This window comes from Kribbella sp. NPDC004875 (genome assembly GCF_042873375.1).
Taxonomy (GTDB): Bacteria; Actinomycetota; Actinomycetes; order Propionibacteriales; family Kribbellaceae; genus Kribbella.
In genome coordinates this window covers 560,414-587,080 of the sequence record NZ_JBIALI010000003.1, presented here as the reverse complement: position 1 = coordinate 587,080, position 26,667 = coordinate 560,414, and the positions used below count along the sequence as shown (strand labels likewise).

The 26,667-nt window shown below is 68.9% G+C and carries 26 protein-coding genes; 20 read left to right on the top strand and 6 right to left on the bottom strand.

The features are described from left to right. Positions 1-2: 2 nt before the first annotated feature. From ffh to ACFYRH_RS19920, 9 genes are all read left to right on the top strand, one after another. The gene (gene ffh / locus ACFYRH_RS19960; RefSeq protein WP_387776903.1) at positions 3-1,565 is read left to right on the top strand and encodes a signal recognition particle protein; all 1,563 of its coding nucleotides are present in this window, start codon (positions 3-5) and stop codon (positions 1,563-1,565) included. 255 nt (positions 1,566-1,820) lie between these two features. Next, positions 1,821-3,203 (top strand): lytic transglycosylase domain-containing protein, encoded by a 1,383-nt coding sequence (locus ACFYRH_RS19955; protein WP_387776900.1) that lies wholly within the window; start codon positions 1,821-1,823, stop codon positions 3,201-3,203. A gap of 410 nt (positions 3,204-3,613) precedes the next feature. After that, entirely contained in the window at positions 3,614-4,819 is a 1,206-nt protein-coding gene (locus ACFYRH_RS19950; protein WP_387776897.1) for a lytic transglycosylase domain-containing protein, read from the top strand. Between the two features lie 25 nt (positions 4,820-4,844). Continuing rightward, positions 4,845-5,939 carry an amidohydrolase family protein gene (locus tag ACFYRH_RS19945; RefSeq protein WP_387776894.1) on the top strand — a complete coding sequence of 365 codons (1,095 nt, stop codon included), beginning with the start codon at positions 4,845-4,847 and terminating at the stop codon, positions 5,937-5,939. A 110-nt stretch (positions 5,940-6,049) separates the two neighbouring features. Then, entirely contained in the window at positions 6,050-7,387 is a 1,338-nt protein-coding gene (locus ACFYRH_RS19940) for an N-acetylmuramoyl-L-alanine amidase (RefSeq protein ID WP_387776891.1), read from the top strand. A 72-nt stretch (positions 7,388-7,459) separates the two neighbouring features. Further along, on the top strand, positions 7,460-8,692 hold the full coding sequence (locus ACFYRH_RS19935) for a histidine kinase (protein WP_387776888.1): 1,233 nt from the start codon (positions 7,460-7,462) through the stop codon (positions 8,690-8,692). After that, positions 8,683-9,321, top strand: coding sequence for a response regulator (locus ACFYRH_RS19930; RefSeq protein WP_387776885.1), 639 nt, complete (start codon positions 8,683-8,685; stop codon positions 9,319-9,321). Before ACFYRH_RS19935 ends, ACFYRH_RS19930 begins: the two co-directional genes overlap by 10 nt. A gap of 79 nt (positions 9,322-9,400) precedes the next feature. Beyond that, a complete protein-coding gene (locus ACFYRH_RS19925) occupies positions 9,401-10,105 on the top strand; it encodes a hypothetical protein (RefSeq protein WP_387776883.1) in 705 nt (234 codons plus the stop codon). Positions 10,106-10,207: 102 nt separating this feature from the next. Continuing rightward, positions 10,208-11,329, top strand: a complete 1,122-nt coding sequence (locus ACFYRH_RS19920; protein WP_387776880.1) for a S1 family peptidase — start codon at positions 10,208-10,210, stop codon at positions 11,327-11,329. Positions 11,330-11,378: 49 nt separating this feature from the next. On the opposite strand, the gene ACFYRH_RS19915 is transcribed toward ACFYRH_RS19920, so the two are convergent. Then, positions 11,379-12,731, bottom strand: coding sequence for a flotillin family protein (locus ACFYRH_RS19915; RefSeq protein ID WP_387776877.1), 1,353 nt, complete (start codon positions 12,729-12,731; stop codon positions 11,379-11,381). A gap of 21 nt (positions 12,732-12,752) precedes the next feature. Beyond that, a complete protein-coding gene (locus tag ACFYRH_RS19910; RefSeq protein WP_360452250.1) occupies positions 12,753-12,947 on the bottom strand; it encodes a hypothetical protein in 195 nt (64 codons plus the stop codon). 153 nt (positions 12,948-13,100) lie between these two features. Between ACFYRH_RS19910 and ACFYRH_RS19905 the strand changes: the two genes are divergently transcribed. Beyond that, positions 13,101-13,484 carry a hypothetical protein gene (locus tag ACFYRH_RS19905; protein ID WP_387776873.1) on the top strand — a complete coding sequence of 128 codons (384 nt, stop codon included), beginning with the start codon at positions 13,101-13,103 and terminating at the stop codon, positions 13,482-13,484. A 1-nt stretch (position 13,485) separates the two neighbouring features. Continuing rightward, positions 13,486-15,573, top strand: coding sequence for a caspase family protein (locus ACFYRH_RS19900; protein ID WP_387776870.1), 2,088 nt, complete (start codon positions 13,486-13,488; stop codon positions 15,571-15,573). On the opposite strand, the gene ACFYRH_RS19895 is transcribed toward ACFYRH_RS19900, so the two are convergent. Genes ACFYRH_RS19895 through ACFYRH_RS19880 form a run of 4 tightly spaced genes read right to left on the bottom strand, consistent with a single transcriptional unit; the run spans position 15,539 to position 19,534 of the window. Then, positions 15,539-16,366, bottom strand: coding sequence for a carbohydrate ABC transporter permease (locus ACFYRH_RS19895; protein WP_387776867.1), 828 nt, complete (start codon positions 16,364-16,366; stop codon positions 15,539-15,541). The genes ACFYRH_RS19900 and ACFYRH_RS19895 overlap by 35 nt on opposite strands. Continuing rightward, positions 16,363-17,256 carry a carbohydrate ABC transporter permease gene (locus tag ACFYRH_RS19890; protein ID WP_387776864.1) on the bottom strand — a complete coding sequence of 298 codons (894 nt, stop codon included), beginning with the start codon at positions 17,254-17,256 and terminating at the stop codon, positions 16,363-16,365. Before ACFYRH_RS19890 ends, ACFYRH_RS19895 begins: the two co-directional genes overlap by 4 nt. A gap of 41 nt (positions 17,257-17,297) precedes the next feature. Next, positions 17,298-18,599, bottom strand: coding sequence for an ABC transporter substrate-binding protein (locus ACFYRH_RS19885; protein ID WP_387776861.1), 1,302 nt, complete (start codon positions 18,597-18,599; stop codon positions 17,298-17,300). Between the two features lie 5 nt (positions 18,600-18,604). Continuing rightward, entirely contained in the window at positions 18,605-19,534 is a 930-nt protein-coding gene (locus tag ACFYRH_RS19880) for a carbohydrate kinase family protein (RefSeq protein ID WP_387776858.1), read from the bottom strand. 158 nt (positions 19,535-19,692) lie between these two features. On the opposite strand from ACFYRH_RS19880, the gene ACFYRH_RS19875 reads away from it, so the two are divergent. The 9 genes from ACFYRH_RS19875 to lepB (ACFYRH_RS19835) all read left to right on the top strand — a co-directional run bounded on the left by ACFYRH_RS19875 (position 19,693) and on the right by lepB (ACFYRH_RS19835) (position 26,655). Next, positions 19,693-20,445 carry a DeoR/GlpR family DNA-binding transcription regulator gene (locus ACFYRH_RS19875; RefSeq protein WP_387776855.1) on the top strand — a complete coding sequence of 251 codons (753 nt, stop codon included), beginning with the start codon at positions 19,693-19,695 and terminating at the stop codon, positions 20,443-20,445. Beyond that, positions 20,442-21,785 (top strand): 6-phospho-beta-glucosidase, encoded by a 1,344-nt coding sequence (locus ACFYRH_RS19870; protein WP_387776852.1) that lies wholly within the window; start codon positions 20,442-20,444, stop codon positions 21,783-21,785. Before ACFYRH_RS19875 ends, ACFYRH_RS19870 begins: the two co-directional genes overlap by 4 nt. A 176-nt stretch (positions 21,786-21,961) precedes the next feature. Next, positions 21,962-22,465 carry a 30S ribosomal protein S16 gene (rpsP, locus tag ACFYRH_RS19865; protein ID WP_387776849.1) on the top strand — a complete coding sequence of 168 codons (504 nt, stop codon included), beginning with the start codon at positions 21,962-21,964 and terminating at the stop codon, positions 22,463-22,465. Between the two features lie 5 nt (positions 22,466-22,470). Then, positions 22,471-22,722, top strand: a complete 252-nt coding sequence (locus ACFYRH_RS19860) for an RNA-binding protein (protein ID WP_328526964.1) — start codon at positions 22,471-22,473, stop codon at positions 22,720-22,722. 90 nt (positions 22,723-22,812) lie between these two features. Further along, complete coding sequence (gene rimM / locus ACFYRH_RS19855; RefSeq protein ID WP_387776846.1) at positions 22,813-23,361, top strand: ribosome maturation factor RimM; 549 nt, start codon at positions 22,813-22,815, stop codon at positions 23,359-23,361. Between the two features lies 1 nt (position 23,362). Beyond that, positions 23,363-24,559, top strand: coding sequence for a tRNA (guanosine(37)-N1)-methyltransferase TrmD (gene trmD, locus ACFYRH_RS19850; protein WP_387776843.1), 1,197 nt, complete (start codon positions 23,363-23,365; stop codon positions 24,557-24,559). Positions 24,560-24,764: 205 nt separating this feature from the next. Continuing rightward, the gene (gene rplS / locus ACFYRH_RS19845) at positions 24,765-25,124 is read left to right on the top strand and encodes a 50S ribosomal protein L19 (protein ID WP_387776840.1); all 360 of its coding nucleotides are present in this window, start codon (positions 24,765-24,767) and stop codon (positions 25,122-25,124) included. A gap of 140 nt (positions 25,125-25,264) precedes the next feature. Next, positions 25,265-25,894, top strand: coding sequence for a signal peptidase I (lepB, locus tag ACFYRH_RS19840; protein WP_387776837.1), 630 nt, complete (start codon positions 25,265-25,267; stop codon positions 25,892-25,894). Beyond that, a complete protein-coding gene (lepB, locus tag ACFYRH_RS19835; RefSeq protein WP_387776834.1) occupies positions 25,891-26,655 on the top strand; it encodes a signal peptidase I in 765 nt (254 codons plus the stop codon). The genes lepB (ACFYRH_RS19840) and lepB (ACFYRH_RS19835) overlap by 4 nt, the downstream gene beginning before the upstream one ends. Positions 26,656-26,667: the final 12 nt, after the last annotated feature.

The window sequence follows — 26,667 nt, the reverse complement described above, 5'->3', positions numbered from 1 at the left end:
TCGTGTTCGACACGCTTTCCGATCGGCTCTCCACCGCGTTCAAGAACCTGCGGGGCAAGGGCAAGCTGACCGACGCCGACATCGACGCGACCGCCCGGGAGATCCGGATCGCGTTGCTGGAGGCCGATGTCGCGCTGCCCGTGGTGCGGGAGTTCATCGCGGCGATCAAGGAGCGGGCCGCCGGCGCCGAGGTGCGCGGCGGGCTGAACCCGGCGCAGCAGGTCATCAAGATCGTCAACGAGGAACTGGTCAACATCCTCGGCGGCGAGACCCGCGAGCTGCGGATGGCGAAGCGCCCGCCGACGGTGATCATGCTCGCCGGTCTGCAGGGTGCCGGTAAGACCACCCTGGCCGGCAAGCTCGCCAAGTGGCTGCGGGAGACCAAGCACCAGACCCCGATGCTGGTCGCCGCCGACCTCCAGCGGCCGAACGCGGTGACCCAGCTGCAGGTGGTCGGCGAGCGGGCCGGCGTACCGGTGTTCGCGCCCGAGCCGGGCAACGGTGTCGGTGACCCGATCGAGGTCGCCCGCCAGGCGATGGACGAGGCGCGTAGCAAGCAGCACAGCGTGGTGATCGTCGACACGGCCGGCCGGCTGGGTGTCGACGAGGAGCTGATGAAGCAGGCCGCCGACATCCGCGACGCGGTCAACCCGGACGAGATCCTGTTCGTGGTCGACGCGATGATCGGTCAGGACGCGGTCACCACGGCGCAGGCCTTCCTGGACGGGGTCGGCTTCGACGGCGTCGTCCTGTCCAAGCTCGACGGTGACGCCCGCGGTGGCGCCGCGCTGTCGATCGCGCAGGTCACCGGCCGCCAGGTGATGTTCGCCAGCAACGGCGAGAAGCTCGAGGACTTCGACGTCTTCCACCCGGACCGGATGGCGAGCCGCATCCTGGGCATGGGCGACGTGATGAGCCTGATCGAGCAGGCCGAGCGCACCTTCGACGCGGAGGAGGCCGCCAAGACCGCGGCCAAGCTGCAGAAGAAGGGCGGCAAGGACTTCACCCTGGACGACTTCCTCGCCCAGATGCAGTCGGTCCGGAAGATGGGCCCGCTGACCAAGATCTTCGGCATGCTGCCCGGCGCGAACCAGTTCAAGGACCAGCTGGAGAACTTCGACGAGCGTGAGATCGACCGGATCGAGGCGGTCATCCACTCGATGACCCCGGCCGAGCGGAACGATCCGAACATCATCAACGGCTCCCGCCGGGCCCGGATCGCGAAGGGTTCGGGGACCGAGGTCGCGACCGTCAGCGGTCTGGTCGAGCGGTTCTTCGAGGCCCGCAAGATGATGGCCGCGATGGCGTCCGGGAAGGGCATCCCGGGGATGCCCGGAATGCCTGGCATGCCGGGGATGGGCGGCGGCGGTGGCCGGAAGGCCAAGCAGCAGCAGAAGAAGGGCAAGAAGCGCGGCTCCGGCAACCCCGCCAAGCGGGCGAACCAGGGCAATCCGCAGCCGCAGGCCCCGCAGCCGGGCCAGCTGCCGGCCGCGTTCGGCGGTGCGCAGGACGGCGGCGACTTCGAGCTGCCGGACGACCTGAAGAAGATGCTCGGCGGTAACTGACCGCTTCCCGAAGAGGCAGAGTCGGGCCGGACGGAGGGCAGGTCTGTCCTCCGTCGCTCTGGCGCGCCCCCACCCGTCCGGGCTTACGGTGGACGGGTGTGGGGGTGTGAACACCGGGGGACAAGTACTTGAACTTGACTGTTCGGTACTCGGTCACGGCGCACCGGCAGCGGTTGTGGGTGATCTTCCGACGGCTAAGATCGTCCCTACGCCCGGGAGACACACCAACTGCGGAATGCGTCGAGGACGGTTCGGATGAGGCAGCAGTTCAAGAACCTGGATACGTGGCGGGGAAAGTTGACCGCCACCTGGGTCTGCTTGGCGCCGCCCACCGCGATGGTCGCCGTGTTCGTGGTCGGCGGTGTCACCTCGAACACGTTCGTCGTCGACGCGCACGCGCTCGCTGCTCCGCGCCAGGACGCGGTCTTCGACGACCTGGCCGACAACGTGCCGACTCAGCCGGGTGCCGACGGCAGCCTGCCGACGCAGGCGAAGTCCACGGTCCAGGTCCCGATCACCGGTACGACGGACGGCACCGTGCAGCCGATCCCCGGCCCACTCGGCAACACCTCAGGGATCCCGGGCACAGTGCTGGCGGCGTACCAGAAGGCCGCTCGGGACCTCGCGTTCTCGATGCCGGCCTGCCACCTGACCTGGCCGCTGCTCGCCGGGATCGGCAAGGTCGAGTCCGATCACGCCAGCGGCGGCAAGGTGGACGCGAACGGCAACACCCGCGGCAAGATCCTCGGCCCGGTCCTGAACGGTGGCCCCGGGATGGCGGCGATCGCCGACACCGACCAGGGCGCGTACGACGGGAACGTGACGTGGGACCGTGCCGTCGGGCCGATGCAGTTCGTGCCCGGTACCTGGAAGACGTTCGGCGCCGACGGGAACGGTGACGGCGTCAAGGACCCGCACAACGTGTTCGACGCGGCCCGTGCGGCAGGCGACTACCTGTGCGCCGGTGGCGCGAACCTGTCCGACCCGCAGGGGCTGGTGCAGGCGGTGCTGCGCTACAACCACTCGATGGACTACGTCTCGACGGTCCTGCGGTGGATGCAGACGTACAGCAAGGAAACCGTGAGCATCCCGGACAAGCCGGGCCAGATCGACATCCCGGGCGACGGCGGCAACAACGGCGACGGCGACACGCGGACGACGACCACCACCCCGGCCACGACCGCACCCACCACGGTCCCGACCACAGCACCCACGACGGTCCCGACCACGGTGCCGACCACTGTGCCCACCACTTCGGCGACGCGGACGACCGCCCCGACGCCCCCGCGGCCGACCAGCGGAGCCAGCGGGTCGACGAAGCCGGGGACGCCGACGGCCTCTGCCACCCCGTCGAAGCCGACCGTGCCGCGTCCGACGGGCGGGACCGGGTCGTCGAAGCCGCCGACGTCGACGCCGACGGACCCGACGACGCAGCCGACCGATCCGACCACGACGGACCCGACGTGTACGCCGTCGTCGACCCCGACCGAGAAGCCGAGCGGGACCCCGAGCGACAGCCCGACCACGACGCCGTCGGACACACCGAGCCCGTCCCCGAACCCGTGCGACTCGAACGCCTCGGAGGCGAACCCGACCGACTCCGCGTCCAGCGCCGCGGCCTCACAGCCGGCCGGCTGAGCCCTCAGCAGCCCTCCGTAGCCGTCCGAGCCCGCTCCCACAGGCGCCCGAGCCCGCTCCCAGCAGCAGGAAGCCCGCTCCCAACAGCCGCGGGACCGTTCCAGCTGCTGCGGGCCTGCTCGCAGCAGCCGGGAGCCTGCTCGCACCAGCTGGCGAGCTGTGTGGAGCGTTCCGAGTTGTTCGGATTCGTCTGACGCTGGCTACGGTCGGTAGGGTGAGGTAGCGATCATCGTTACCCCGGTGCCGGTTTTCCGAGGGGTTTCTGGTGCCCGTAACTTTGCGTCGTCTTGATGTAACTTTCCGGCGCATGGATCGTTGAAGGGGCTATGCGCCTAACCCGTAGTGGTAACCGTCGGGTCAAAATCATCATCGCTTCTCTGTGTACAGCTCCGCTCCTGGTCGGGGCTGTCGTGACCGTCGCCGCAGGCGGAGCCGGTGCCTCCGGACAGCTCGCGGCGGGCAGCCCGGTCGCCCCTTCGCCTGGGGCCGGGCTGAACAGTGGCGAGTTCGACGAGTTGACGATGATCGTGCCGCAGCGTCCCGGAGTGGACGGCCGGCTCGGATCCGACAAACCAGCCCGTGCCGACGTCCCCGTGCAGGGGGCCACCGACGGGCGTTCGGTCGTCCGTCCAGGGCGGCCGGGAGCTGTGAACGGTATTCCCCGCGGGGTGTTCCCCGCCTACCGCCGCGCCACGGCGAACCTCGCGGTCGTGCGGCCGAACTGTGGGCTGACCTGGCCGCTGCTGGCCGGGATCGGCAAGGTCGAGTCCGACCATGCCAGCGGCGGGCGGGTCGACGTCGCCGGCACCACCCGCGGCCGGATCCTCGGCCCGCAGCTGAACGGCCGGCACGGCAACGGCCGGATCACCGATTCCGACAAGGGCAAGCTGGACACCGACTCGACGTGGGACCGGGCGGTCGGCCCGATGCAGATCATCCCGCAGGTCTGGACGGAGTTCGGGGCCGACGGCAACGGCGACGGCTACCGCAACCCGAACAACGTGTACGACGCGGTCACCACGGTCGCCGTCGTGCTCTGCTCGCAGGGTGACGACCTCAAGGCTCCGCGGGACCTGGTCTCGGCCCTGCTCCGCTACCAGCACTCGAAGGACTTCGTCGCCACCGTCCTGAAGTGGATGCGGGTCTACAGCAAGAACGCGGTGCTCGTGCCGAACGCGAAGGGCACCATCACCGCCGCGTCCACGACTGGCAACGCCGAGCGCCGGGTCGACCCGCGCCAGGTGCCGGACATCCCGGACGACACCAAGACGCCGACCCCGACGCCGAGCCCGAGCACCACGCTCCCGACGACGGTGGAGCCGTCCACGCCGACGGAGACGGACTGGAACAAGCCGACCGTTCCGGATCCGGTGGACACACCGACGGACTCGCCGACGCACCACCCGACGTCGACGCCGACGCACACGCCCACCAAGACCCCGACCAAGACACCGACGAAGACTCCGACCAAGACGCCCACCCCGACGCCGACCCCCACGCCGACTCCGACCGACACGCCCACGGAAACCCCGACGAGTACGCCGTCGGGTTCGCCGTGCGCCGGCAACGAGACGACGACCCCGACCTGCACCCCGGGCGGCGGCTCGCACGGATGACAGTGCGCCGGATACGGTCGGCAGCATGACCGAATCCGGCGTACTCAGGCTCGTCGGCACGGTGTTGCCGGCCGGTGGGCAACAGGAGATCCACCTCAGCGGTGGGCTGGTCGTCGACCGGCCCACCGCTGCTGATGTGTCGACCGTGCACACCGGTGGCTGGATCGTTCCCGGCCTGGTCGACGCGCACTGCCACATCGGCCTCGACCAGCACGGTGCGGTCGACCGGGAGACGCAGGAGCAACAGGCGATCGTCGACCGGGAGGCCGGTGCGTTGCTGGTCCGCGACGCTGGCTCGGCCGCGGACACCCGCTGGATCGACGACCGTGCGGACCTGCCGAAGATCATTCGCGCCGGTCGGCACATCGCCCGGTCGAAGCGCTACATCCGCAACTACGGCTGGGAGATCGAGCCGGAGGAACTGGTCGCGTACGTCGATCAGGAGGCGCGCCGCGGTGACGGATGGGTCAAGCTGGTCGGCGACTGGATCGACCGCGACGCCGGCGACCTCACCCCGTGCTGGCCGGCCGAGGCACTGAACGCCGCGATCGCGCGCGCCCACGAGCTCGGTGCGCGCGTGACGGCGCACGTCTTCGGCGAGCACGCGCTCCCGGATCTGCTGGCCGCGGGCATCGACTGCATCGAGCACGGCACCGGCATCGAGCCGGACCTGCTGAACCACATGGCCGAGAACGGCGTCGCCGTCGTACCGACGTTGATCCAGCTGGAGAACTTCCCGCAGTACGCCGACCAGGCCGCGGCCAAGTTCCCGCAGTACTCCGCGCACATGCGCGACCTCTACGAGCGCCGCCTGCACCGTTTGCGGGACGCGTTCGAGGCCGGCGTACCCGTGTATGCCGGGACGGACGCGGGTGGTGTGCTCGGGCACGGTCTGGTCGCGCAGGAGATCCAGGCGCTGACCGAGATCGGGATGTCGGGGGAGCAGGCGCTGGCCGCCGGCTCGTGGGCGGCGCGCGCGTGGCTCGGTGCGCCGAGCGAGCTGCGGCCCGGCGATCCTGCCGATCTGGTCGTGTACGACGACGACCCGCGGGCCGACCCGGCGGTCCTCACGCACCCGCGGCTGATCGCGCTGCGTGGTCGCATCGTCTTCCGGCGGTGACGGGAAGTATTTCACCCAAACCCTGGCCGGAACGGAAGATCTTCCCTTAGCGTGGGCCTCCGGGACCGCCGACGCCCCTCGGCGGACCGGACAGGAAGGAAATGCCGCCCATGGGGAAGACCGCCCATATCTCCACGATCCTGCTGGCTGCCGGAGCTCTCGCACTGACAGCCCTCCCGAGCAATGCCGTCGAAGCCCGAGAACCCGCCGGTCAACCGGACCTCTCGTCCGCGTTCCGGGCCGCGGCCGCGAAGTACGACGTACCGCGAGAAGTGCTGGTCAGCGTCGGGTTCGCCGAGACCCACCTGGACGGCCACAACGGCGCGCCGAGCCAGGCCAACGGGTACGGCGTGATGCATCTGGCCGGCAACAACGTGAACAAGACGATGTCCGAGGCAAGCAAACTCACCGGCCTCCCGGTCGCGAAACTGTCCAAGGACGACTCTTCGAACATCCTCGGCGCCGCCGCCGTCCTCGACGCGTACGCCGATCAGGCGGGTCTGAAGGATCGCTCCGACCTCGGCAAGTGGTACTCCGTGATCGCGAAGTACTCGCACTCCGCCGACGCCGCGACCGCCCGGCTCTACACCGACGAGGTGTACAAGGTGATCGGACTCGGCGTCCGCACCGCCGGCGTCTCGACCGACCCGCAGCAGGTCACGCCGGACCGCGGCGCCTACGCGAAGATCTCGGCGCTGGGTAGCAACACCAAGGCCGCCGACTACCCGGACGCGATCTGGAACCCGGCCAGCACCAGCAACTACCGCGCCGGCCGTACCGCCGCGATCACCACGATCGTCATCCACGTCACCCAGGGCTCGTACGCCGGCACCATCAGCTGGTTCAAGGACCCGGCGGCGCAGGTCAGCGCGCACTACGTGATCCGCTCCAGCGACGGTCAGGTCACACAGATGGTGGCCGAGAAGGACACCGCCTGGCACGTCCGCACGGAGAACCCGTACACGATCGGCATCGAGCACGAGGGGTACGTCGACCAGCCCTCGTGGTTCACCGATGCGATGTACCGCTCGTCGGCGGCCCTCACCCGCAACATCGCGGACCGTCGCGGTATCCCGAAGGACCGGGCCCACATCAAGGGCCACAGCGAGATGCCGAACAACGACCACACCGACCCGGGCCCGAACTGGGACTGGAACTACTACATGCAGCTGGTGAACGGCGGCGACCCGAACCCGCCGGAGTACAACTTCACCACCTGGGGGAACGGCGTCAACGTCCGCTCGGCGCCGAAGACGTCCGCGTCGGTCGTCACCACGCTGGCCGGTCCGACCCGGGTCTTCGTCGAGTGCCAGGTCCAGGGCGACACGGTGACCGCCGGTGGCTACACCAACAACTGGTGGGCCAAGCTCCGGGACCAGAAGGGCTACATGACCAACATCTACATCGACGACCCGAACGCCAAGCTCCCCGGCGTACCAGACTGCTAGAGACTGCTGGAGCATGGATGGTAGAGCCTGCTGTACCGACTCCGGCGTAGCGCGTGCCGCAGGATGGTGAGCATGCTCAAGAAGATCTTGTCCCGGGGTGGTCCGGCCGCTGGGTACCTGGTGATCCGCTTCTTCAAAGCGGTCACTCTGCTGGCGGCGATCCCGATCAGCCTGATCCTCGGCTGGCTCATCCCGGGCGCGACGGCAGGGCTGGTGCGGCTGGCGAACAGCGAGCGGCGCCGTGCGGCGCGGTTCCTGGGGGCCGGTGAGCCTGAGCTGCTGCCGCCGGCGCTGCCGCGATTGCCGGGTGACGTGGTGACGCTCGGCCGGGACAAGTCGTTCCGGCGCAGTCTGCGGTGTCTGCTGATGCCGGTCGTGATGGTTCCCGAGCTCGCTGTCGTGGTGTGCGCGGTGTTCGGGGCACCCGCGGCCGTCGTGGGCATGCTCTTGTGGAAGCTCGACCCGGGCGGCTTCAGTCTGATGGGGGTGAGCGTCGACAACTGGCTGGAGGCGTTGACCAACGGCCCGGCGCAGTTCGTCGGCAGTCTCGCATTGCTGACCTGGGTTGTGCCCGCACTGGCTCGGGCGCACGCCAGCGCAGTGCTTGACCTGCTCGAGCCGAGTCAGGAACAGCTGGAGACGGTCCGCCTCGAGCAGCGCGTCGAGGAGCTCACCAAGAGCCGGGCGGGTGCTGTCGACTCTCATGGTGCGGAGCTGCGTCGCATCGAGCGGGACCTGCACGACGGGACGCAGGCCCAGTTGGTGTCGCTGGCGATGCGGATCGGTATCGCCAAGCAGACGATGGCGCAGGACCCGGAGAAGGCCGCCAAGCTGCTCGACGACGCCCGTGACGGCGCGGAGCAGGCCATGACCGAGCTACGTGGCGTACTGCGCACCATGTACCCGCCGATCCTCGCGGACCGCGGTCTGGTCGGAGCGGTGTCCGCACTGGCCGCCCGGTGCCCACTGCCTGTGCAGCTTCGCGTTGGTGAGCTGGGCGACGTTCCGGCCGCCGTAGAGGCCGCTGCGTACTTCGTGGTGGCAGAGTCCCTCACCAACGTCACCAAACACAGTGCGGCCGGACACGTCGACGTACAGCTCGAGCGGAGGGGTTCGGAGCTCTATCTGGCGATCACGGACGACGGAATCGGTGGAGCGCGAGTCAGCGAGCAGTCCGACCTGCTCGGCCGGGGGAGCGGTCTGCATGGCATGCTGCACCGCGTGCAGGCGATCGACGGTCAGATGGAACTGCAGAGCCCGATCGGTGGGCCGACCACCGTCGAGGTGATCCTTCCGTGCGGGTGATCATCCTCGAGGACAATCCGATCCTCGCCGAAGGCCTGAGCCTGCTGCTGACCAACTCCGGCTTCGAGGTCGCCGCGGTCGCGACCGACGCGGACGAGTTCGCCAAGGCGATCGCCGAGCACGAGGTGCAGATCGCGGTGGTCGACGTACGGCTGCCGCCCACCTTCACCGACGAGGGCCTGCGCGCCGCGATCGAGGCGCGACGGGTCCGTCCGGGTCTGCCGGTGCTCGTGTTCTCGCAATACGTCGAGGAGGTGTACGCCGCCGAGTTGCTCGCCGCCGGCAGCGAAGGTGTCGGCTATCTCCTGAAGGACCGGGTCTCCCGCGTCGACGAGTTCCTCGAAGCGGTACGCCGAGTTGCCGCGGGCGGGACCGTACTGGACCCAGAGGTCGTCAGCCAGTTGATGGTGAAGCGCAGTAGCCCGCTCGACCGTCTGACGCCCCGCGAACGCGAAGTACTCGCCCTGATGGCCGAAGGCCTCGGCAACACGGCGATCGGGGAGAAGCTGTTCATCTCCGACGGCGCGGTCCACAAGCACGTCGGCAACGTCTTCCTGAAGCTCGACCTCCCGCCCACGGACTCCGGTCATCGCCGCGTGCTCGCGGTTCTCGCCTATCTAGGGCTGTGACCCCGGGGCTCCTTGAACCCGGCGGTCAGCTATCTTCAGGCGCCACCTGATCAGGTCGGCACTACGACGTTCAGAGCGGATGGAATTCGTGAAGATGCTGGATGCGGGCGTCGGGCGAAATCGTCGCCGCGGTGTTGTTGTCGCGCTGGTCCTGGCGAGCGTGGCGAGCGTTGCTGCGTGCGGTGGATCGAAGCAGGACGCTGCGAGCCCGTCGCCGGTGGTTGTCAGCACGCCGGCGCCGTCGCCGCAGCCGTTGACCGCCGCACGAGCAGCCGCGGCGCTCGCGACCGGTGGCCTGGGCGTCCAGGACGTTCCAGGGATGCAGCCGCTGGGCGCGCCCATCACTCGCCTGGACTCGCCGACCGTTGCCGGCCTGTGCGGGACGACCGCTGCCGGGCTGACCAGTGAGAAGTTGCGGATGGCGCGGCGGCAGCTGGTCTGGAGTGCCGGTCCGTCGGAGATCGTGTCCGAGGAGCGGATCGTCTACCAGCAGGGCGGCGTACAGGCCGCGCTGAAGGATCTGCGCACCTCGAGCACGATCTGCCCGGACCGCATCGGCGTCCGGCCGGCGCCGTCCGGCGCGAAGCTGCCGGCCGGCTCGATGGCGATCTCGTCCAAGGGCGGCGACTCCTACGCCGTGCCCGTCGGGAACCGGCTGCTGGTCATGCTGTGGTCGAACTGGACCATGTCGTCCGAACCGGCCGCCATCCGGGCTGCCCTTGCCAAGGCGCGCTCCGTCGTCGTCCAACGCGAACAGCCCACCCTGCTGGCGCTCACCCGCTGACAGCGGCGGTCATCGGCTCTTGACGGACTGTTTCCGGTAGGCCACTCTCAATCACGAGAGCGCTCTCATGCACCGAACCGCCCCTAGGTGAGGAGAGTTCAGATGAAGGTCCTACTGGCCGCCGTACTGGCGACGGGTGTCCTGACCGTGCCCACACAGGCGTTGGCAGTGCCGCCCGAACCGCCCGAACCGCTGGCTGTGGCGGGCCAATCCGCCGCGATGCAACGGGACTTCGGACTGACCGAGCAGCAGATGCAGGACCGCCTGCGCGCCGAGACGTCGGCAGCCACATTGCTGCCGGCGGCCCAGAAGGCGGCCGGCGCCACGTTCGGCGGCGCCTGGTACGACGCGAGTTCGCAGAAGCTCGTGGTCGGTCTGGTCGGCCAGACCCGCGCGGCGGCCGTCCGAGCGACGGGTGCGCAGGTGACCGGCGTACCTGTGACGTCGAAGGCGCTGGATCAGCGGAAGGCCGCGGTCGACAAGCTGGCCGGCAAGTCCGTACCGGCCGCGGTCAGCGGCTGGGCAGCCGACCCCAAGACGGGCACCGTGGTCGTCAACGTCCAAGCAGGCAAGCGATCCCAGGCCGTCGACGCGTTCCTCGCGAAACTCGGCAAGGTCACCGTTCGCGAGGTGGCCGCGCAGGCGCCGCGCACGTTCGCGGCCGGCACCGTCGGCGGTGACCCGTACTACGTCAGCAACATCCGCTGCTCGATCGGCTTCTCGGTGTACGGCGGCTACGTCACCGCCGGCCACTGTGGACGCAGTGGCATCGTCCGTGGCTGGGACGGTTCGGACCAAGGCTCGTTCCAGGGCTGGTCGTTCCCCGGCAACGACTACGCCTGGGTCGCGACCGGCTATGGCTGGTGGACCGTGCCGGTCGTGCTCGGCTGGGGACAGGTGAGTGACCAGCTCGTCCGCGGTTCGGCGGAGGCGCCGATCGGTGCATCGGTGTGCCGCAGCGGTTCGACATCCCACTGGCACTGCGGCACGATCCTGGCCAAGAACGAGACGGTCAACTACGGCAACGGCCAACTGTTCTACGGCGCCACGAAGACCAACGTATGCGCCGAGGGTGGCGACTCCGGTGGCTCGTTCATCACCGGTGACCAGGCCCAGGGCGTGACGTCGGGCGGCTGGGGCAACTGCAGCAGCGGCGGCGAAACGTGGTTCCAGCCGGTCAACGAGATCCTGCAGGCGTACCACCTGACCCTGCACACCGCGTAAAAGACCTGTGGGATCCCCTTGCACGCAAGGGGATCCCACAGGGTTCGGATCAGGCAGACTCGTCCTGCACCGGCTCGAGCGCCGGCTTCTCGTCGTCCTTCTTGGTGGCCAGCGAGTCGATCAGCTGCTTGGCCAGCGCGAAGCCGGAGCCACCCATAGTGATGGTCTTCACCAGGGTGTCCTCGATGCCCTGGGCACCGTTCAGCACGACCATGTTGCCGACCTTCTCGAACGAGCTCGCCGCCGCGCTGACGATCTCCGGGTAGGCCTCGGCGAGCTGCTGCGCGACGACAGCCTCGGTGTTCGCGGCCAGCGCCTCGGCGCGCGCCTTGATACCGGCCGCCTCGGCCATCGCCTTCGCCTGGACCGCGGAGGCCTCGGCCTTACCGGTCAGCTCGGTCGCCTTCGCCTGCGCCTCACCGCGCAGCTGGACCTCACGGGCGTTCGCCTCGGCGGCCGCGATCTGCGCGTCCCGCGCGGCCTGGGCCAGCGTCCGCTGCCGGTACGCCTCGGCGTCGGCCGGCTTCAGGACCGTCGACTCCAGCTGCTTCTCGGCCAGCGACGCGTTCAGCTTCGCGGTCTCGGTCTCGGCGACCACGACCTCCTGGCGGGCCAGTGCCTCGGCCAGCGGGCCGGACTGCGACGCCTTCGACTTCGCCTGGTCGACCTCGGCCTGGTAGCCGGCCTGCGCGATCGAGCTCTGCCGGACCGCCGCCGCCTTCTGCGCGGACGCGGCCTGCTCGCGCTCGGTCGCCTCGCGGTCCCGCTCGGCCTGCGCGATCCGGGCCGCGGCCTCGACCGCGGCGGCCTGCGGACGCCCGAGGTTCTTGATGTAGCCGGACTCGTCGTCGATCTCCTGGATCTGCAGCGAGTCCACCACCAGGCCGAGCTTCTCCATGTCGCCGGCCAGCGAGCCGCGGATGTTCGTGGTCAGCGTCTCCCGGTCGTGCAGCATCTCCTCGACCGTGGTGGAACCGACGATCGCCCGCAGGTGACCCGCGAACAGCTCGTGGATCGTGCCCATCACCTGCTCGTCGCTCTGCTCCAGGAACCGCCGGGCCGCGTTCGCGATCGAGCCGTAGTCGTCACCGACCTTGTACGCCGTGACGCCCTTGATGTGCAGCGGGATGCCCTGGCTGGACACACACGTCACGGTCAGCGGAGTGGCCCGGATGTCGAGCGGCAACCGGCGTACCGTCTGGAAACCCGGCAGTACGGCGGTGCCGCGGCCGACGACGATCTTGAAGCCGAGGGTCTCGTTGACCTGCTCGGAGCTGGAGTGCGCGCCGAGGCCGGAGATGATCAGTGCCTCGTTCGGCTCCGCCACCCGCCAGACCATCCGGAACAGGATGAGCAGCACGACCACCGCGACCGCAGCGACGATCAGGTACGTCCAGAGCATTTCCCCTCCAAGGGAACGAAATTAGATGGCGCGAGCGACGTACACGGTGCGCGGCGGGTCGTAGTCGACGACGACTACCTGCGTCCCCACCTCGATCACCTCGTCGGTCGCCGGGTAAGCGTAGAAGGCCTCGGTGGCACCCCGGACCGGCAGCATCACCTCGCCGACGATCCCGGGCGCGATCCGGCCGATCACCCGCCCCCGTTTGCCTACCATGTTGCCCCTCCGACGTACTGCTGCTGCTCTGGGTTCCGGCAGCTTACATCGGTCCCTCAGCCGCGGACGGCGCCCTCGGTCGCACCTTGTGATCGGCGACTCCCGGGCGCATGGTGGTGGTGTCGGTCGCGGCCTGGGGGATGGGGAGGGGCCATGGCCGGGGACGTCGAGGTTGAGGTCGTCGAGACCGAGGCGGACGAGGGGCAGCTCGAGACGCTGGCGCTGCTGTTGCGGCAGGAGTTGCTGCTGCTCGACGTCCGTGCGGTCGAGCCGTACCAGGACGGCGATGCGCCGGAAGGCTCGAAGGGCGGCCTGGCCGCCGTCGCCGGGCTGTTGAGCGTTTCGCTGGCACCGGGACTGCAGGCGCTCGGCTCGGTGATCGTGGTGATCCGCGAGTGGGTACGCCGCGGCGGCTCGAGCCGGACCGTGAAGCTCACCGTCGACGGCGACGTGATCGAGCTGACCGGAGCCACCGGGCAGATGCAGCAGCAGTTGATCGACGCCTTCGTCCGCCGCCACACCGGAGTGGACGCGTGACATGAGCGGCTCGCGGGTCGCGCTCGTGGTGGCCAACGACCGGTACGACGATCCCGGTCTGCGGCGGCTGGTCGCGCCCGCGCAGGACGCGAGCGCGCTGGCCGAGGTGCTCGCCGATCCGGCGGTCGGTGGCTTCGAGGTCCAGGTACTGCGGAACGCGTCGGCGCAGGCGATCCGCATCGCGGTCGAGGACTTCTTCGCCGACCGCGTACCCGAAGACCTGCTGTTGCTGCACTTCTCCTGCCACGGCCTGAAGAACGCGGCCGGCGAGCTCTACCTCGCGGTCGCGGACACCCGGCCGTCCCGGCTTGCCTCGACCGCGGTGGCCGCGGACTTCGTCAACCGGCAGATGGCCGACAGCCGGGCACAACGAATCGCGCTGTTCCTCGACTGCTGCTACGGCGGCGCGTTCCCGCGCGGCATGGTCGTCCGCGCGGCCGGTGAGGCCCAGGTGCAGGATGCGTTCGCGCGTCAGGCCGACGTCGGCGGCGGCCGCGGGCGCGTGGTGGTCACGGCGTCCAGTGCGATGGAGTACGCGTTCGAAGGCGGGCAGCTGACCACGGGTGCCGCGCCCGCTCCGTCCGTGTTCACCGGCGCCGTGGTCGACGGTCTGACCACCGGTGAGGCGGACCGCGACGGCGACGGCTGGGTCGGCCTCACTGAACTGGTCGGCTTCGTCAGCGATCAGGTCCACCGAGTCACCCCGAACCAGAACCCGCAGATGTGGACCTTTGGCTCCCAGGGCGAACTGCTGATCGCGCGCAGCCGGATCCGGCGGATCACCGCGGCGCCGCTGGCGGCCGAGCTGGTCGAGGCGATGGAGAGTCCGTTGCCTGCGGCAAGGTTCGGGGTGGTCGACTATCTGCGGGAGCGGTTGTCCGACGCCGATCTCGGGCAGGCGTACGCCGCGTGGCAGGCGCTGCACCGGATGGCGCTCGACGACAGCCGCAAGGTCTCCGAAGCCGCCGCGGCCGCGATCACCAGCGCCGTACCGAAGGTCACGCCGCCGGAGCTGACCCTCGACGATACGGGTGCGGCCGAGGCGCGGCTGGAAGGACCGCCGCTCGCGCTGACCGCGGTGGCGTCCGCCGCCGACGGCTGGCTGACGGTGGAGCAGGACGGATCGTTGATCCGTGTCCAGGTGGGCGAGGCCGGTCCGGGGGCCAGCCCGGCAACGGCGCTTCTGCTTACCGGTCCGACCGGCGAGCTCAGCATCCCGGTCCGGGTCACCAGCACGGACACCGCTTCCAAGCCGCAGCCAGCTGCCACACCGCAGCCGCCACCCCTGTACGTGGAGCAAGACAAGCCTGCACCGAAGGAGCCTGAGCAGAAGACAGTTGTGGCAGCGCCAACACAGCCGTGGTGGCTGGTCGCCGTACTGACGCTCGCCGCAGCCTTCCTCGTCCTGGTGAACTGGCCCGGATCCACCAACTCACGCAAGCTCTGGTACGACCCCGATCCCACCGGGTGGTACGTCTACCGCACCTGGATCGACTCCGCGATCCTCGCCTCGTTCGGGGCGGTCGTGGCTTCACTGCTCCTGCGGTTCGCCGGCCCGCTTGCCCTCGGCGTGCTGATCGGCTGCGTCGTCTCGTTGCTCGAGGACAGTCTGGTGATCCTCGTGGGCGGGATCAGCGCGGACGAGACCAGCGCGTGGGCTGTCACGGTCGGGGTCACAGCCGCACTGATCGTCGTACTCGTGCTGACGCAGCGACCGCGCACCTGGCCGTTGCGTCCCGTCAAGCCCCTACCCGCTGCCCTGGTTGTTGCGGGCGGCCTGCTTCTGGTCGTAGCCCTGTCGATCCAGGACTCCAGCGGCTACTCGCTGCTGACGGTGACCCCACTGTTCCTGCTGGAGCCCCTGGTCACCGTCGCGCTCGCATGGTCCGCCCTGGCATCCGTAGACGCAGTACGGCGGACCTGGCTCACCGCAGGCACTCTGACGCTCGCGGTGCTGGGCGCCATCGCAGCGATACCAACGTGGACCGAGGGCCACTCGGTACCGGTGTTCCTGGTCTACCTGGTCGGCAACGTGTTGCTGGCCGCCGGCGTGCTCATCCCCGGACGGCGCCTTCCGTCGCGCCCTTGATGAACTGGCGCGCGAAGAGGGCGAAGACGACCACCAGCGGGATCATCGCGAGCAGCGCGCCGGTCATCACCATGCTGTAGTCGACGCCGTGCGAGCGGTTCAGCGTGGACAGCGCGACCTGCAGCGTGACGTGGTCCGGGTTGGTGAGCACGATCAGCGGCCACATGTAGTCGTTCCAGGAGCCGACGAACGTGAAGATCCCGAGGAACGCCAGCGCCGGCCGCGCCGACGGCAACGCCACGTGCCAGTACGTCCCGAAGAACCCGCAGCCGTCCAGCGTCGCCGCCTCGACCAGCTCGTCGTGGATCGAGTTCTTGAAGTACTGCCGCATCCAGAAGATCCCGAACGCGTTCGCAGCGCCCGGGATGATCAGCGCTTTCAGCGAGCCGACCCACCCGAGGATCGCCATCGTCTGGAACTGCGGTACGGCGGCCAGCTGCGCCGGCAGCAGCATCGTCGCGAGCAGGATCACGAACAACGCGTTCCGCCCCGGGAACCGGAACTTCGCGAACGTGAACGCGGCCAGCGAGTCGAAGAACAGCACCAGCAGCGTGGTCGAGATCGCCACCGTCGCGGTGTTCGCCATCGACTGGAAGAACGCCACGTTGTCGAGCACGTGCCGGACGTTGTCGAGGAAGTGACCGCCGAAGCTGAACTTCGGCGGGAACCGGTAGATGTCCGCGGTCGTGTTCGACGCCATGATGATCGTCCACACGAACGGGAACAGGAACACCAGCAGGGCCAGGATCAACGCGCCGTGCAGGGCCAGCCCGCGCAGTCGGTACCGGGTCATCGGTCATCGTCCCGTCCGCGGAAGATCCGCCAGTTGATTGCCGTGAACAACAGCACCAGTACGAAGATGGAGAGCGCGATCGCGGCGGCGTACCCGTAGTCGTTGTCCAGGAACGCGGCCCGGTAGAAGAACAGCACCACGGTCATGCCGCTCTGCCCGGTGCCGCCGCTGTTGCCGACCATCACCTGCGGCTCGGTGAACGTCTGCAGCCCACCGATCGTCGACATGATGACGGTGAACAGTACGACGGGCCGCAGCTGCGGCAACGTGATCGAGAAGAACGTCCGGACCGCGCCGGCGCCGTCGACCTTGGCGGCCTCGTACTGCTCCTTCGGGATCGCCTGCAGACCGGCCAGGTAGATCAGCGTGTTGTACCCGACCCACTGCCAGACGATCATCGTCGAGATCGCGATCTTGATACCCCACGGCTGCCCGAGCCAGTCCTGCTCCGGGATGCCGAGCGACCGCAGCGCGGCGTTCACCAGACCGAAGTTCGTGGAGAAGATCGAGCTGAAGAAGATCGCCATCGCGACCAGCGAGGTGACGTTCGGGACGAAGTACGCGATCCGGTAGACGTTGGTGAACCGGACGGCCGACTGCAGCATCACGGCCAGCACCAGCGCGAGCACCAGCGTCGGCACCGTCGACATCAGGAACAGGACGACGGTGTTCTCCAGCGCCTGCCAGAACGTCGGGTCCTTGACCAGGAACGCGAAGTTGTCCAGGCCGGTGAACTTGCGGGCGCTCAGGCCGTCCCAGCGCTGGAACGCCAGCACGATCGTGGACAGCATCGGGTACAGCCCGAACACCGCGAACAGGACGTAGAACGGCGACAGCGCCAGGTAGAACCGCCAGTACGACCAGATCCGCCGGGTCGGTGCCTTGGCCACCCTTTCGGCAGCCGTCACCCCCGTAGCTGTCGCCGTACTACTCACTGCACTCCCTGTCGCTTGGCGATGGCCTTGGCCTTGGAGACGGCCGAGGCCCACGCGGCGTCGGAGGTCTTGGCGCCGGACTGCACCGTCTTGAGCTCGTCGTGGAACGGTGCGGCGACCGAGTCGTCGTACGGGCTCTGGTACGCGACCGGGATGGCCTTGGCGGCCGGGCCGAAGACGTCGATCGGCACCTGGCCACCGAAGAACTTGTCCGCCGCCTTGAGCAGTGGCTTGTCGTACGCCGCCGGCGTGGACGGGAAGATCTGTGCGTCGGCGAACGCCTTGGCCTCGTTGTCGGGGCTCAGCATGTACTTGATCACGTCGAACGCCTTCTGCGGGTCCGCCGCGTTCTTGGTGATCGCGAGGAACGAGCCGCCGAAGTTCGCCGGACCGCCCGGTGTCGGCGCCAGTCGCCACTTACCGGCGCTGGTCTTCACCGCGGACTTGATGTCCAGCGCGACCCACGCCGCGCCGATGTGCGCGGGCACCGAGCCCTGGTCGAGGCCGGCGTTCCAGTCCGGTTTGCCGCTCGGCGTCTTGCCGTCGATCTTCAGCGTCATCGCCTTGACCGAGGTGTCCCACGCCTTGCGGATGTGGTCCTGGTCGCCGACGAACTTGTTGTCCTTGTTGATGTACCGCTCGGTGCCCTGGCCGACCACCATGTCGTAGAGGTCGGTGGCGTCCCAGACGAGCAGCGCCTTCGGGTTCTTGCCCTTCAGCTCGACACCGGCCGCGAAGAAGTCGTCCCAGGTCTTCAGCTGGTCGGCCACCTTCGCCGGGTCGCTCGGCAGACCGGCGGCCGCGAAGATGTCCTCGCGGTAGTACAGCGCGGTCGGGCCGACGTCGATCGGCAGACCGATCACCTTGCCGTCCAGCGTGGTGGCCTGATTGACCTTCCAGTCCAGGTAGTCGCCGAGGATCGAGTCCGCGCCGACCGTCTTCAGATCGACGAAGCGCTCGGCCTGGGGGAGCAGCGAGGCGATGTCCTCGCCCTTCAACCCGGTGATGTCCGGGATCGACGTACCGCCGTTGAACGTGGTGACCAGCTTCTGCTTGAAGTCGCCGCCGATCTCGGAGTACTTGATCTTCGGGTCCGGGAAGTGCGCGATCGTGTCGTCGAGGACGGACTTGCCGAGGCCGCCGGGCCAGCACCACATCGTCAGTTCGGTGGCGACGTTCTTCTTCGCCGGTGCACCGGCGTTGTTCATCCCGGACGAACAGCCGACGAGCGAACCTCCGGCTGTGGTGCTGATGATGGCCGCGAAGCCCCCGAGCAGCGTCCGACGTGAGAGCTCCATGGTTCTTACCTTCCTGAGTGTGCGCCGATCAGCGCCTGGAGGTGGTGGTCTTCGGGGTGCGCGGCCTGCCAGGCCGCGAGGTCGTCCCAGCGCGGCGCGGCATCCGCACCGCCGAGCCGGGTGACGGACAGTGCTGCGGTCAGCGCGGCGAACCGTAGCCGCTGCTCCAGCGGCAGCTCCCAGAGCGTGGCGGCGATGAAGCCGGCGGCGAACACATCACCCGCCCCGGTGGTGTCCGCCGCCGGGACCGGATACGCAGGTACGGCGACCCGCTCGCCGGTGACCGCGTCGAGTGCTTCCGCACCGTCGGCGCCGTTCGACACGACGACCAGTGGGACCTTCGTCGCCAGTACTTCGAGTGCTGCGCCGGGCGACGTGGTCCGGGTGTAGGCCATCGCCTCGTCGGCGTTCGGCAGGAACACGTCGCAGTGCGCGAGCTGATCGAGCACGGCCGGGTCCCATGCCTCGGTCGGGTCCCACCCGACGTCGGCGAACACCACGCTGCCGGCGGCCTTCGCCTTCGCCAGCCACTCGTTCGGCCAGGGGCCGATGTGGGCGGCGACGGCTCGGGCCGCCGGCGGCGTGGTGATCAGCTCGTCGGCCGACAGCGGGGGAGAGGTGCCCCGGGTGACCAGTGCCCGGTCGTTGTCGTAGGCAAGGGCCACGGTGAGCGGGGTCTGCCAGCCGACGAGTCTGCGGGAGAGTGCCAGATCGATGCCCTCGTCGTCGGCGAGCCGGCGCCAGACCCGGTCGCCGAGGTCGTCCGCGCCGAACACCGCGGCCATCCCGGTGCGCAGTCCGAGCCGGGCGAGCGCGACCGCGAAGTTCGCGATCCCGCCCGGGCTCTCGTGCGACTCGGTGGCCCAGACCTCGGTGCCGGGTCGCGGCGGAGTGGGCAGGCCGAGCACGAGATCTTGGAAGACAAGACCGGACACCACAACATCCCTGGGGACGTCCAGTTCGGGCATGCTGAGCACACTCCTGCAGGGTCGATCAAACTCGTGCATGAATCTTGAAACTCTTGCACGAGATCCGCAATACCTGATCACAAGTTTGACTGAAAATGACGGAGTTTGCGTGATACGGTCTGACTGTGTTGCCGAAGCAGCGTCAGGATCAGATCGTTCGCGCGCTCCGGGCCGACGGGGCCGGGGGCGTCAAGGTGCTGGCCGAGAAGCTCGGCGTCAGCGAGGCGACCATTCGCCGCGACCTCGAGCAGCTGCACGCCGAGGGCCGCCTGACCCGGGTGTACGGCGGTGCGCTCGCCGTCGACGGTGGTGACGAGCCGTTCGCCGATGTGAACGCGGTCCATGCCGAGGAGAAGGACCGGATCGCGCGCCGCGCCGCCGAGCTGGTGGCCGACGGCGAGTCCGTCCTGCTGGACATCGGCACGACGGCGCTTCGGGTCGCGCAGCACCTGCACGGGCGCTCGTTGACGGTGGTGACCAGCAACCTCGCCGTACTGGAGGAGTTGCAGAACGACGAGCAGGTCGAGCTGATCGTGCTCGGTGGGTTCGTGCGGCGCAGCTACCGGTCCCTGGTCGGGTATTTGACGGAGGAGAGCCTGCGGCAGATCCACGTCGACTGGCTGTTCCTGGGGACCAGCGGGGTCCGCCCCGACGGCCGGGTGATGGACAGCACGATGATCGAGGTGCCGGTCAAACGGGCGATGATCAAGGCCGCCGACCAGGTGGTGCTGCTCGCCGACCGGACGAAGTTCCCGGGCCACGGGGTTGCCCGGGTGTGTGAGCCGGGGGAACTCTCCATGGTGGTGACCGAGCCCGGTGCCGACGAGGCGACCAGGGCCCAACTGACCGAGGCAGGAGTGCAGGTGGTGCTCGCGTGAGACTGACGATCCTGGGTGGGGGCGGCTTCCGGGTTCCGCTCGTGTACCACGCCTTGCTGGGCGACCGAGGTCCCGGACGGATCACCTCCGTCGTCCTGTACGACGCCGATCGCAGCCGGCTGTCCGCGATCGCCGCGGTGCTACGCCAGCAAGCAGCTGGGATCGCCGACGCGCCCGCCGTCACCGAGACGACGGATCTCGACGAGGCGCTGCGCGGTGCGGACTTCATCTTCTCGGCGATCCGGGTCGGTGGACTCGAGGGGCGCACCGTCGACGAGCGGGTCGCGCTGGACCTCGGCGTACTCGGGCAGGAGACGGTCGGCGCCGGTGGGATCGCTTATGGACTGCGGACGCTCCCGGTCGCCGTACAGATCGCGCAGCGCATCGCCGCGGTCGCACCGGACGCGTGGACCATCAACTTCACCAACCCGGCCGGCATGGTGACCGAGGCGATGATTCCGTACCTGGGCGACCGGGTGATCGGGATCTGCGACTCCCCGTCCGGACTGGGTCGTCGGGCCGCGTTGGCGCTCGGGGTGGATCCGTCGACCGCGTTCTACGACTACGCGGGGCTGAACCACCTCGGCTGGCTGCGTGGCCTGCGGTCCGGTGGTGTGGATCGGCTGCCGGACCTTTTGCAGTCGGCTGAAGCATTGTCCTCGTTCGAAGAGGGCCGGCTGTTCGGTGCGGAGTGGTTGCGGTCGCTCGGGTCGATTCCGAACGAGTACCTGCACTATTACTACTTCGCGCGCGAGACGCTGGCCGCCGTACAGGGGGTGCAGCAGACGCGTGGCACGTTCCTGCTGGGACAGCAGTCTGCTTTCTATGCCGAGACGGGTGAGCATCCCGAGCAGGCGCTGGAGTTGTGGCAGAAGACGCGGGCCGAGCGCGAGTCGACGTACATGGTGGAGAGCCGTGAGGTCGCGGACGCGGGGGAGCGCGACGAGCGCGACATGGCCGCCGGTGGGTACGAGCAGGTCGCGCTGTCCCTGATGCGGGCGATCGCGCACAACGAACGGGCGTCGCTGATCCTCAACGTGCGCAACCGCGGCGTACTGCGTCAGCTCGACGACGACGCCGTGGTGGAGATCCCGTGCACCGTGGACGCCAACGGCGCACTGCCGGTGACGGTGTCGCAACTGACCGATCATCAGGCCGGGCTCGTCGCCGCGGTGAAGGCGGTGGAGAGATCGACCATCGAGGCCGCCACGTCGGGTTCCCGGGAGGCCGCCGTCCGGGCGTTCGCCTGGCATCCGCTGATCGACTCGGTGACCGTTGCCCGCGCGCTCCTGGACTCCTACGTCGGGCGGCTCCCGGACCTGGGGTACCTGCGCGGCTGAGGCCGATTGGTGTCCACCCTGTGGGATCTGGCACAATGTCAGGCTGAGTCCGTCCAGGCTTCGTGCAGCCCTCTAACTCCACTGCCTGGCCGGCCCATCGAGTGTCGCTGCGTTGTCCCCACGACGCGGTCGTGCTGCTCACCCAGAATGTAATTTCCGAGGGAGACCACCCGAAAGTGGCAGTCAAGATCCGTTTGAAGCGCATCGGCAAGAAGCGCACCCCGCACTACCGCATCGTCGTGATGGACGCCCGCACCAAGCGGGACGGCCGGGCGATCGAGGAGATCGGTATCTACAACCCGAAGACCGAGCCGTCGTTCATCCGGGTCGAGTCGGAGCGGGCGCAGTACTGGCTGGGCGTCGGCGCGCAGCCGAGCGAGGCCGTCGAGGCGATCTTCAAGGCCTCCGGCGACTGGCAGAAGTTCAAGGGCCTGGAGGCCCCGGCGCCGCTCAAGGTCGCCGAGCCGAAGCGGGACAAGCAGGAGATCTTCAACGAGGCGCTGGCCGAGGCCCACGGCTCGCTGAAGACCGAGGCCGTCACCGCCAAGAAGACGGCGAAGAAGGCTGACAAGAAGGACGACGCCGCCGAGGCCCCGAAGGCTGACGAGGCGAAGGCCGACGAGGTCAAGGCGGACGAGCCGAAGGCCGAAGAGGCCAAGGCCGAGACCACCGAGGCCTGACGATGATGGAGACCGAGGCGCTCGAGCACCTGGTCCGAGGCATCGTGGACAACCCCGACGACGTCAGCGTCCGGGCCCGGAACCTGCGGCGTGGCCGCACCCTCGAGGTGCACGTCCACCCCGACGACATCGGCAAGGTGATCGGCCGCAACGGCCGGACCGCCACCGCGATCCGTACCGTCGTCGGCGCCCTCAGCTCCGAGTCCTCGCTGCGCATCGACTTCGTCGACGAGCTCAACCGGCGTCCGCGCCGCTGACTCGAGTAGTCCTGTGAAGGGCCGCACCCGGTCTGGGGTGCGGCCCTTCGTCTCGTACAAACCTTCGTCTCGTACAAAGGAGTAGTGCAGGTGCTGGTGACTGTCGGGCGGATCGGCCGCGCGCACGGGATCAAGGGCGAGGTCGGGATCGACGTGCGCACCGACGAGCCGGACCGTCGGTTCGCGGACGGTGCGACCGTGGTGACGGACGCCAAGGTGGCGCGCACCCTGACCGTGGCGTCCAGCCGGTGGCACAGCGGCCGGCTGCTGGTGAAGTTCGCCGAGGTGCCGGACCGGACCGCGGCCGAGCAGTTGCGCAACCTGGTCGTGCAGTCCGAGGTCCCGGACGACGAGCGCCCGGAGGACCCGGAGGAGTACTACGACCGCGACCTGGTCGGTCTCGCGGTCCGCACCACCGACGGCGCCGAGGTCGGCGAGGTGACCGACGTAGTGCACCTGCCGGCACAGGACCTCCTGGAGATCCGCCGTACGGCGGGCAACACCGTGCTGGTGCCGCTCGTCGAGGAACTGGTCCCGGAACTGAACGTTGACAAGCGGTACGTCGTCGTCGCCGACCGCCCCGGTCTGCTGGACCCGGAGGGCGCCGAGGTGGTCCAGACCGAGCCGGACGCTGACTGACATGCGTCTGGACGTCGTCACGATCTTCCCGGAGTACCTGGCCGCCCTGGACGTCTCGCTGGTCGGCAAGGCGGCCAAGAGCGGCCTCCTGGACATTCACCTGCATGACCTGCGCGAGTGGACCTACGACCGGCACCGCTCCGTCGACGACACCCCGTACGGCGGTGGCGCGGGCATGGTGATGAAGCCGGAACCCTGGGGCCAGGCGCTCGACGCGATCGCCCCGGTCGACGGCCCCGCACAACCGCGCCTGATCGTGCCGACGCCGGCCGGTCGGCCCTTCACCCAGGAACTCGCGTACGAACTCGCGGCAGAGCCGTGGCTGGCGTTCGCCTGCGGTCGCTACGAAGGCATCGACGCACGCGTGGCGGAGTACGCGGGGGAGCGGATGCGCGTCGACGAGGTGTCGATCGGCGACTACGTACTGAACGGTGGCGAGGTCGCCGTCCTCGTGATGGTCGAGGCGGTCGCTCGCCTGCTGCCCGGCGTGATCGGCAACCCCGAGTCCCTCGCGGAGGAGTCGCACTCGGGTGACGGTCTGCTCGAGTACCCGGTCTACACCAAGCCGCCGAGCTGGCGCGGGTACGACGTACCCGAGGTGCTGTTGTCCGGGAACCACGGCGTGATCGCCGACTGGCGCCACGAGGAGTCGGTACGCCGTACTTCGGAACGCCGGCCGGATCTCCTGGCGGCCTGGGGCGATGCGCTCGCCGAGAAGGACGACGCCGACGCCGTGCGGGTGCTCCCGGCGACGATCGCCGACGCCGGTGAGATCCACGTACTGCAGCTGGCCGCGTTCCTGTCCGAGGCCCGCCTGTACGACGACTACACGATCCCGCCGCTCACCGCGGACGTCGCCGACACGGCCGCTCGCCTGGAGCGTTCCACCGTCCTGAAGGCGGTCGCCGGCGCTCGGATCGTCGGTGCCGTCCAGCTGACCGTCGACGGCTCGGTGGGCACCATCGAGCGCCTGGTGGTCGCGCCGGACTGGCAGGGTCGTGGCCTCGGTGCTCGCCTCCTCCGGGCCGCCGAGCGACTCGCGCCCGCCGAGGTGACGTCGTACGCGCTGAACACCGGTACACGGAGCGACCGGAACCTGGCGCTGTACCAGAAGGCGGGGTACCGGGAAACCCGGCGGGAGCCGCAGACGCCGAAGGTCGACCTGGTCCACCTCGCCAAGCGACGCCGCCGGAAGTGACCCCCGTCACGGACCGCCGGTTTTCACCCTGCGCTGCCGGGGTGGGCGGATTTCGTCACGGTAGTGGGCGTGTGGCAAGATTGTCTGCTGCTGCCCTTCGGTGCTCCTGCCACAGGGGGTGACCACCGACCGGCAGCCTTTTGATGACTTCATCACCACCGAGAATCGTGGGTGACCTGTGGCACGCGCGAGAAAGAGACACCTGATGAGCAACGTCCTGAACGAGCTGGACAACGCCAGCAAGCGCGATGACATCCCCGCCTTCCGCGCCGGCGACACCGTCAACGTGCACGTGAAGGTCGTCGAGGGCAACCGCTCCCGCGTCCAGGTGTTCAAGGGCGTGGTGATCCGGCGCCAGGGTGGCGGCCTGCAGGAGACCTTCACGGTCCGCAAGGTCAGCTTCGGCGTCGGCGTCGAGCGCACCTTCCCGCTGCACACCCCGATCGTCGAGAAGATCGAGGTCGTGACCCGCGGCGACGTCCGCCGCGCGAAGCTGTACTACCTGCGCGAGCTGCGCGGCAAGGCGGCCAAGATCAAGGAGAAGCGCGAGATCCCGGCTTCCTGACGTCATAACGACGACGGTCACCTATGGCGCCGAGCACTGCGACTCGCGCTCGCCCTCGCCCGGTCTCGAGGGCACGTCGCAGCAAAGGGCGGCACCGCAGGCTGAAGCAGCGGAACCCGCTGCTCAGCCTGCTCGTCGAGATGAGCACCGTGACGGTGCTCGCGCTCGTCATCACGGTGGTCCTGCGGTTGTTCGTCGCCGAGGCGTTCTACGTCCCGTCGGAGTCGATGTACGACACGCTGACGAAGGACGACCGGATCCTCGCCGAGAAGATCAGCTACCTGCACCGGGACGTCGATCGCGGTGACATCATCGTGTTCCGCGACCCGGCCAACTGGCTGAACGAGGCCGAGGCCCAGCCTGGCACGCTGCGCCGGGTCGGTGAGTTCGTCGGCATCCTGCCGCGCAGCGGCGAGGGGCACCTGGTCAAGCGCGTGATCGGGATCGGCGGCGACCGGGTGATCTGCTGCAACAAACAGGGGCAGATCACCGTCAACGGCATCCCGCTGGACGAGCGGGAGTACCTTTTGAAGGACGCCAAGCCGTCCGAGGTGCCGTTCAACGTCCTGGTGCCGGCCGGTCACCTCTGGGTGATGGGGGACAACCGTGCGCAATCCGCCGACTCCCGTGCCCACATGGGCGGCCCCGGCGGTGGATTCGTGCCGGTGGAGAACGTGGTTGGCCGGGCCTGTTGCGTAATCTGGCCGTCTGACCGGATGACGATGCTGCGTCCTCCGGATACCTTCAAGAAGCCGGGGCTGAAGAAGTGACCGATACACCGACCAAGACGGACGCCAAATCCGCCCACCGCTCGGGATTCGGGGCCGCGGCCCGCGAGTTCGTCCTGATCGTGGTCGGCGCGCTGATCGTCTCGTCGATCCTGCGGGCGTTCGTCGGGCAGATGTTCATCATCCCGAGCGAGTCGATGGAGAACACCCTGCTGGTCGGTGACCGGGTCGTGGTGGAGAAACTCACCGACGTCAAGCGCGGCGACGTGGTCGTGTTCGAGGACCCGGGCGGCTGGCTGGGCCCGGAGGAGAGCGGCCAGAAGCGCGGCTCGATCGGCCGGTTCTTCGAGGTCGTCGGCCTGCTGCCGGACTCCAGCCACGGCCACCTGATCAAGCGCCTGATCGGCATGCCGGGCGACAAGGTCGCCTGCTGTGACTCCAAGGGCCGGCTGCTGGTGAACGGGCAGCCGCTCGACGAGACCAGCTATCTCTACCCCGGCGACGCACCGTCCCAGATGGACTTCCAGGTCACCGTCCCGGCCGGCAAGATCTTCGTGATGGGTGACCACCGGTCCGCCTCCGGCGACTCCCGGGTGCACCTCCAGGACGTCGACGCGAACGGCGGCAACCAGGGCGACGCGGCGTTCGTGCCGCTCGACAAGGTCACCGGGCGAGCGATCATGATCGTCTGGCCGGCGGGGCGCTGGGGCAAACTCGGCGTACCCGACACGTTCAAGTCGGTGCCGGCCGCCGGTCCGGCGCCGGACAAACCCTCGATCTCCCTCACGCCACCACCTAAGTGAGCGTCTGTCGCC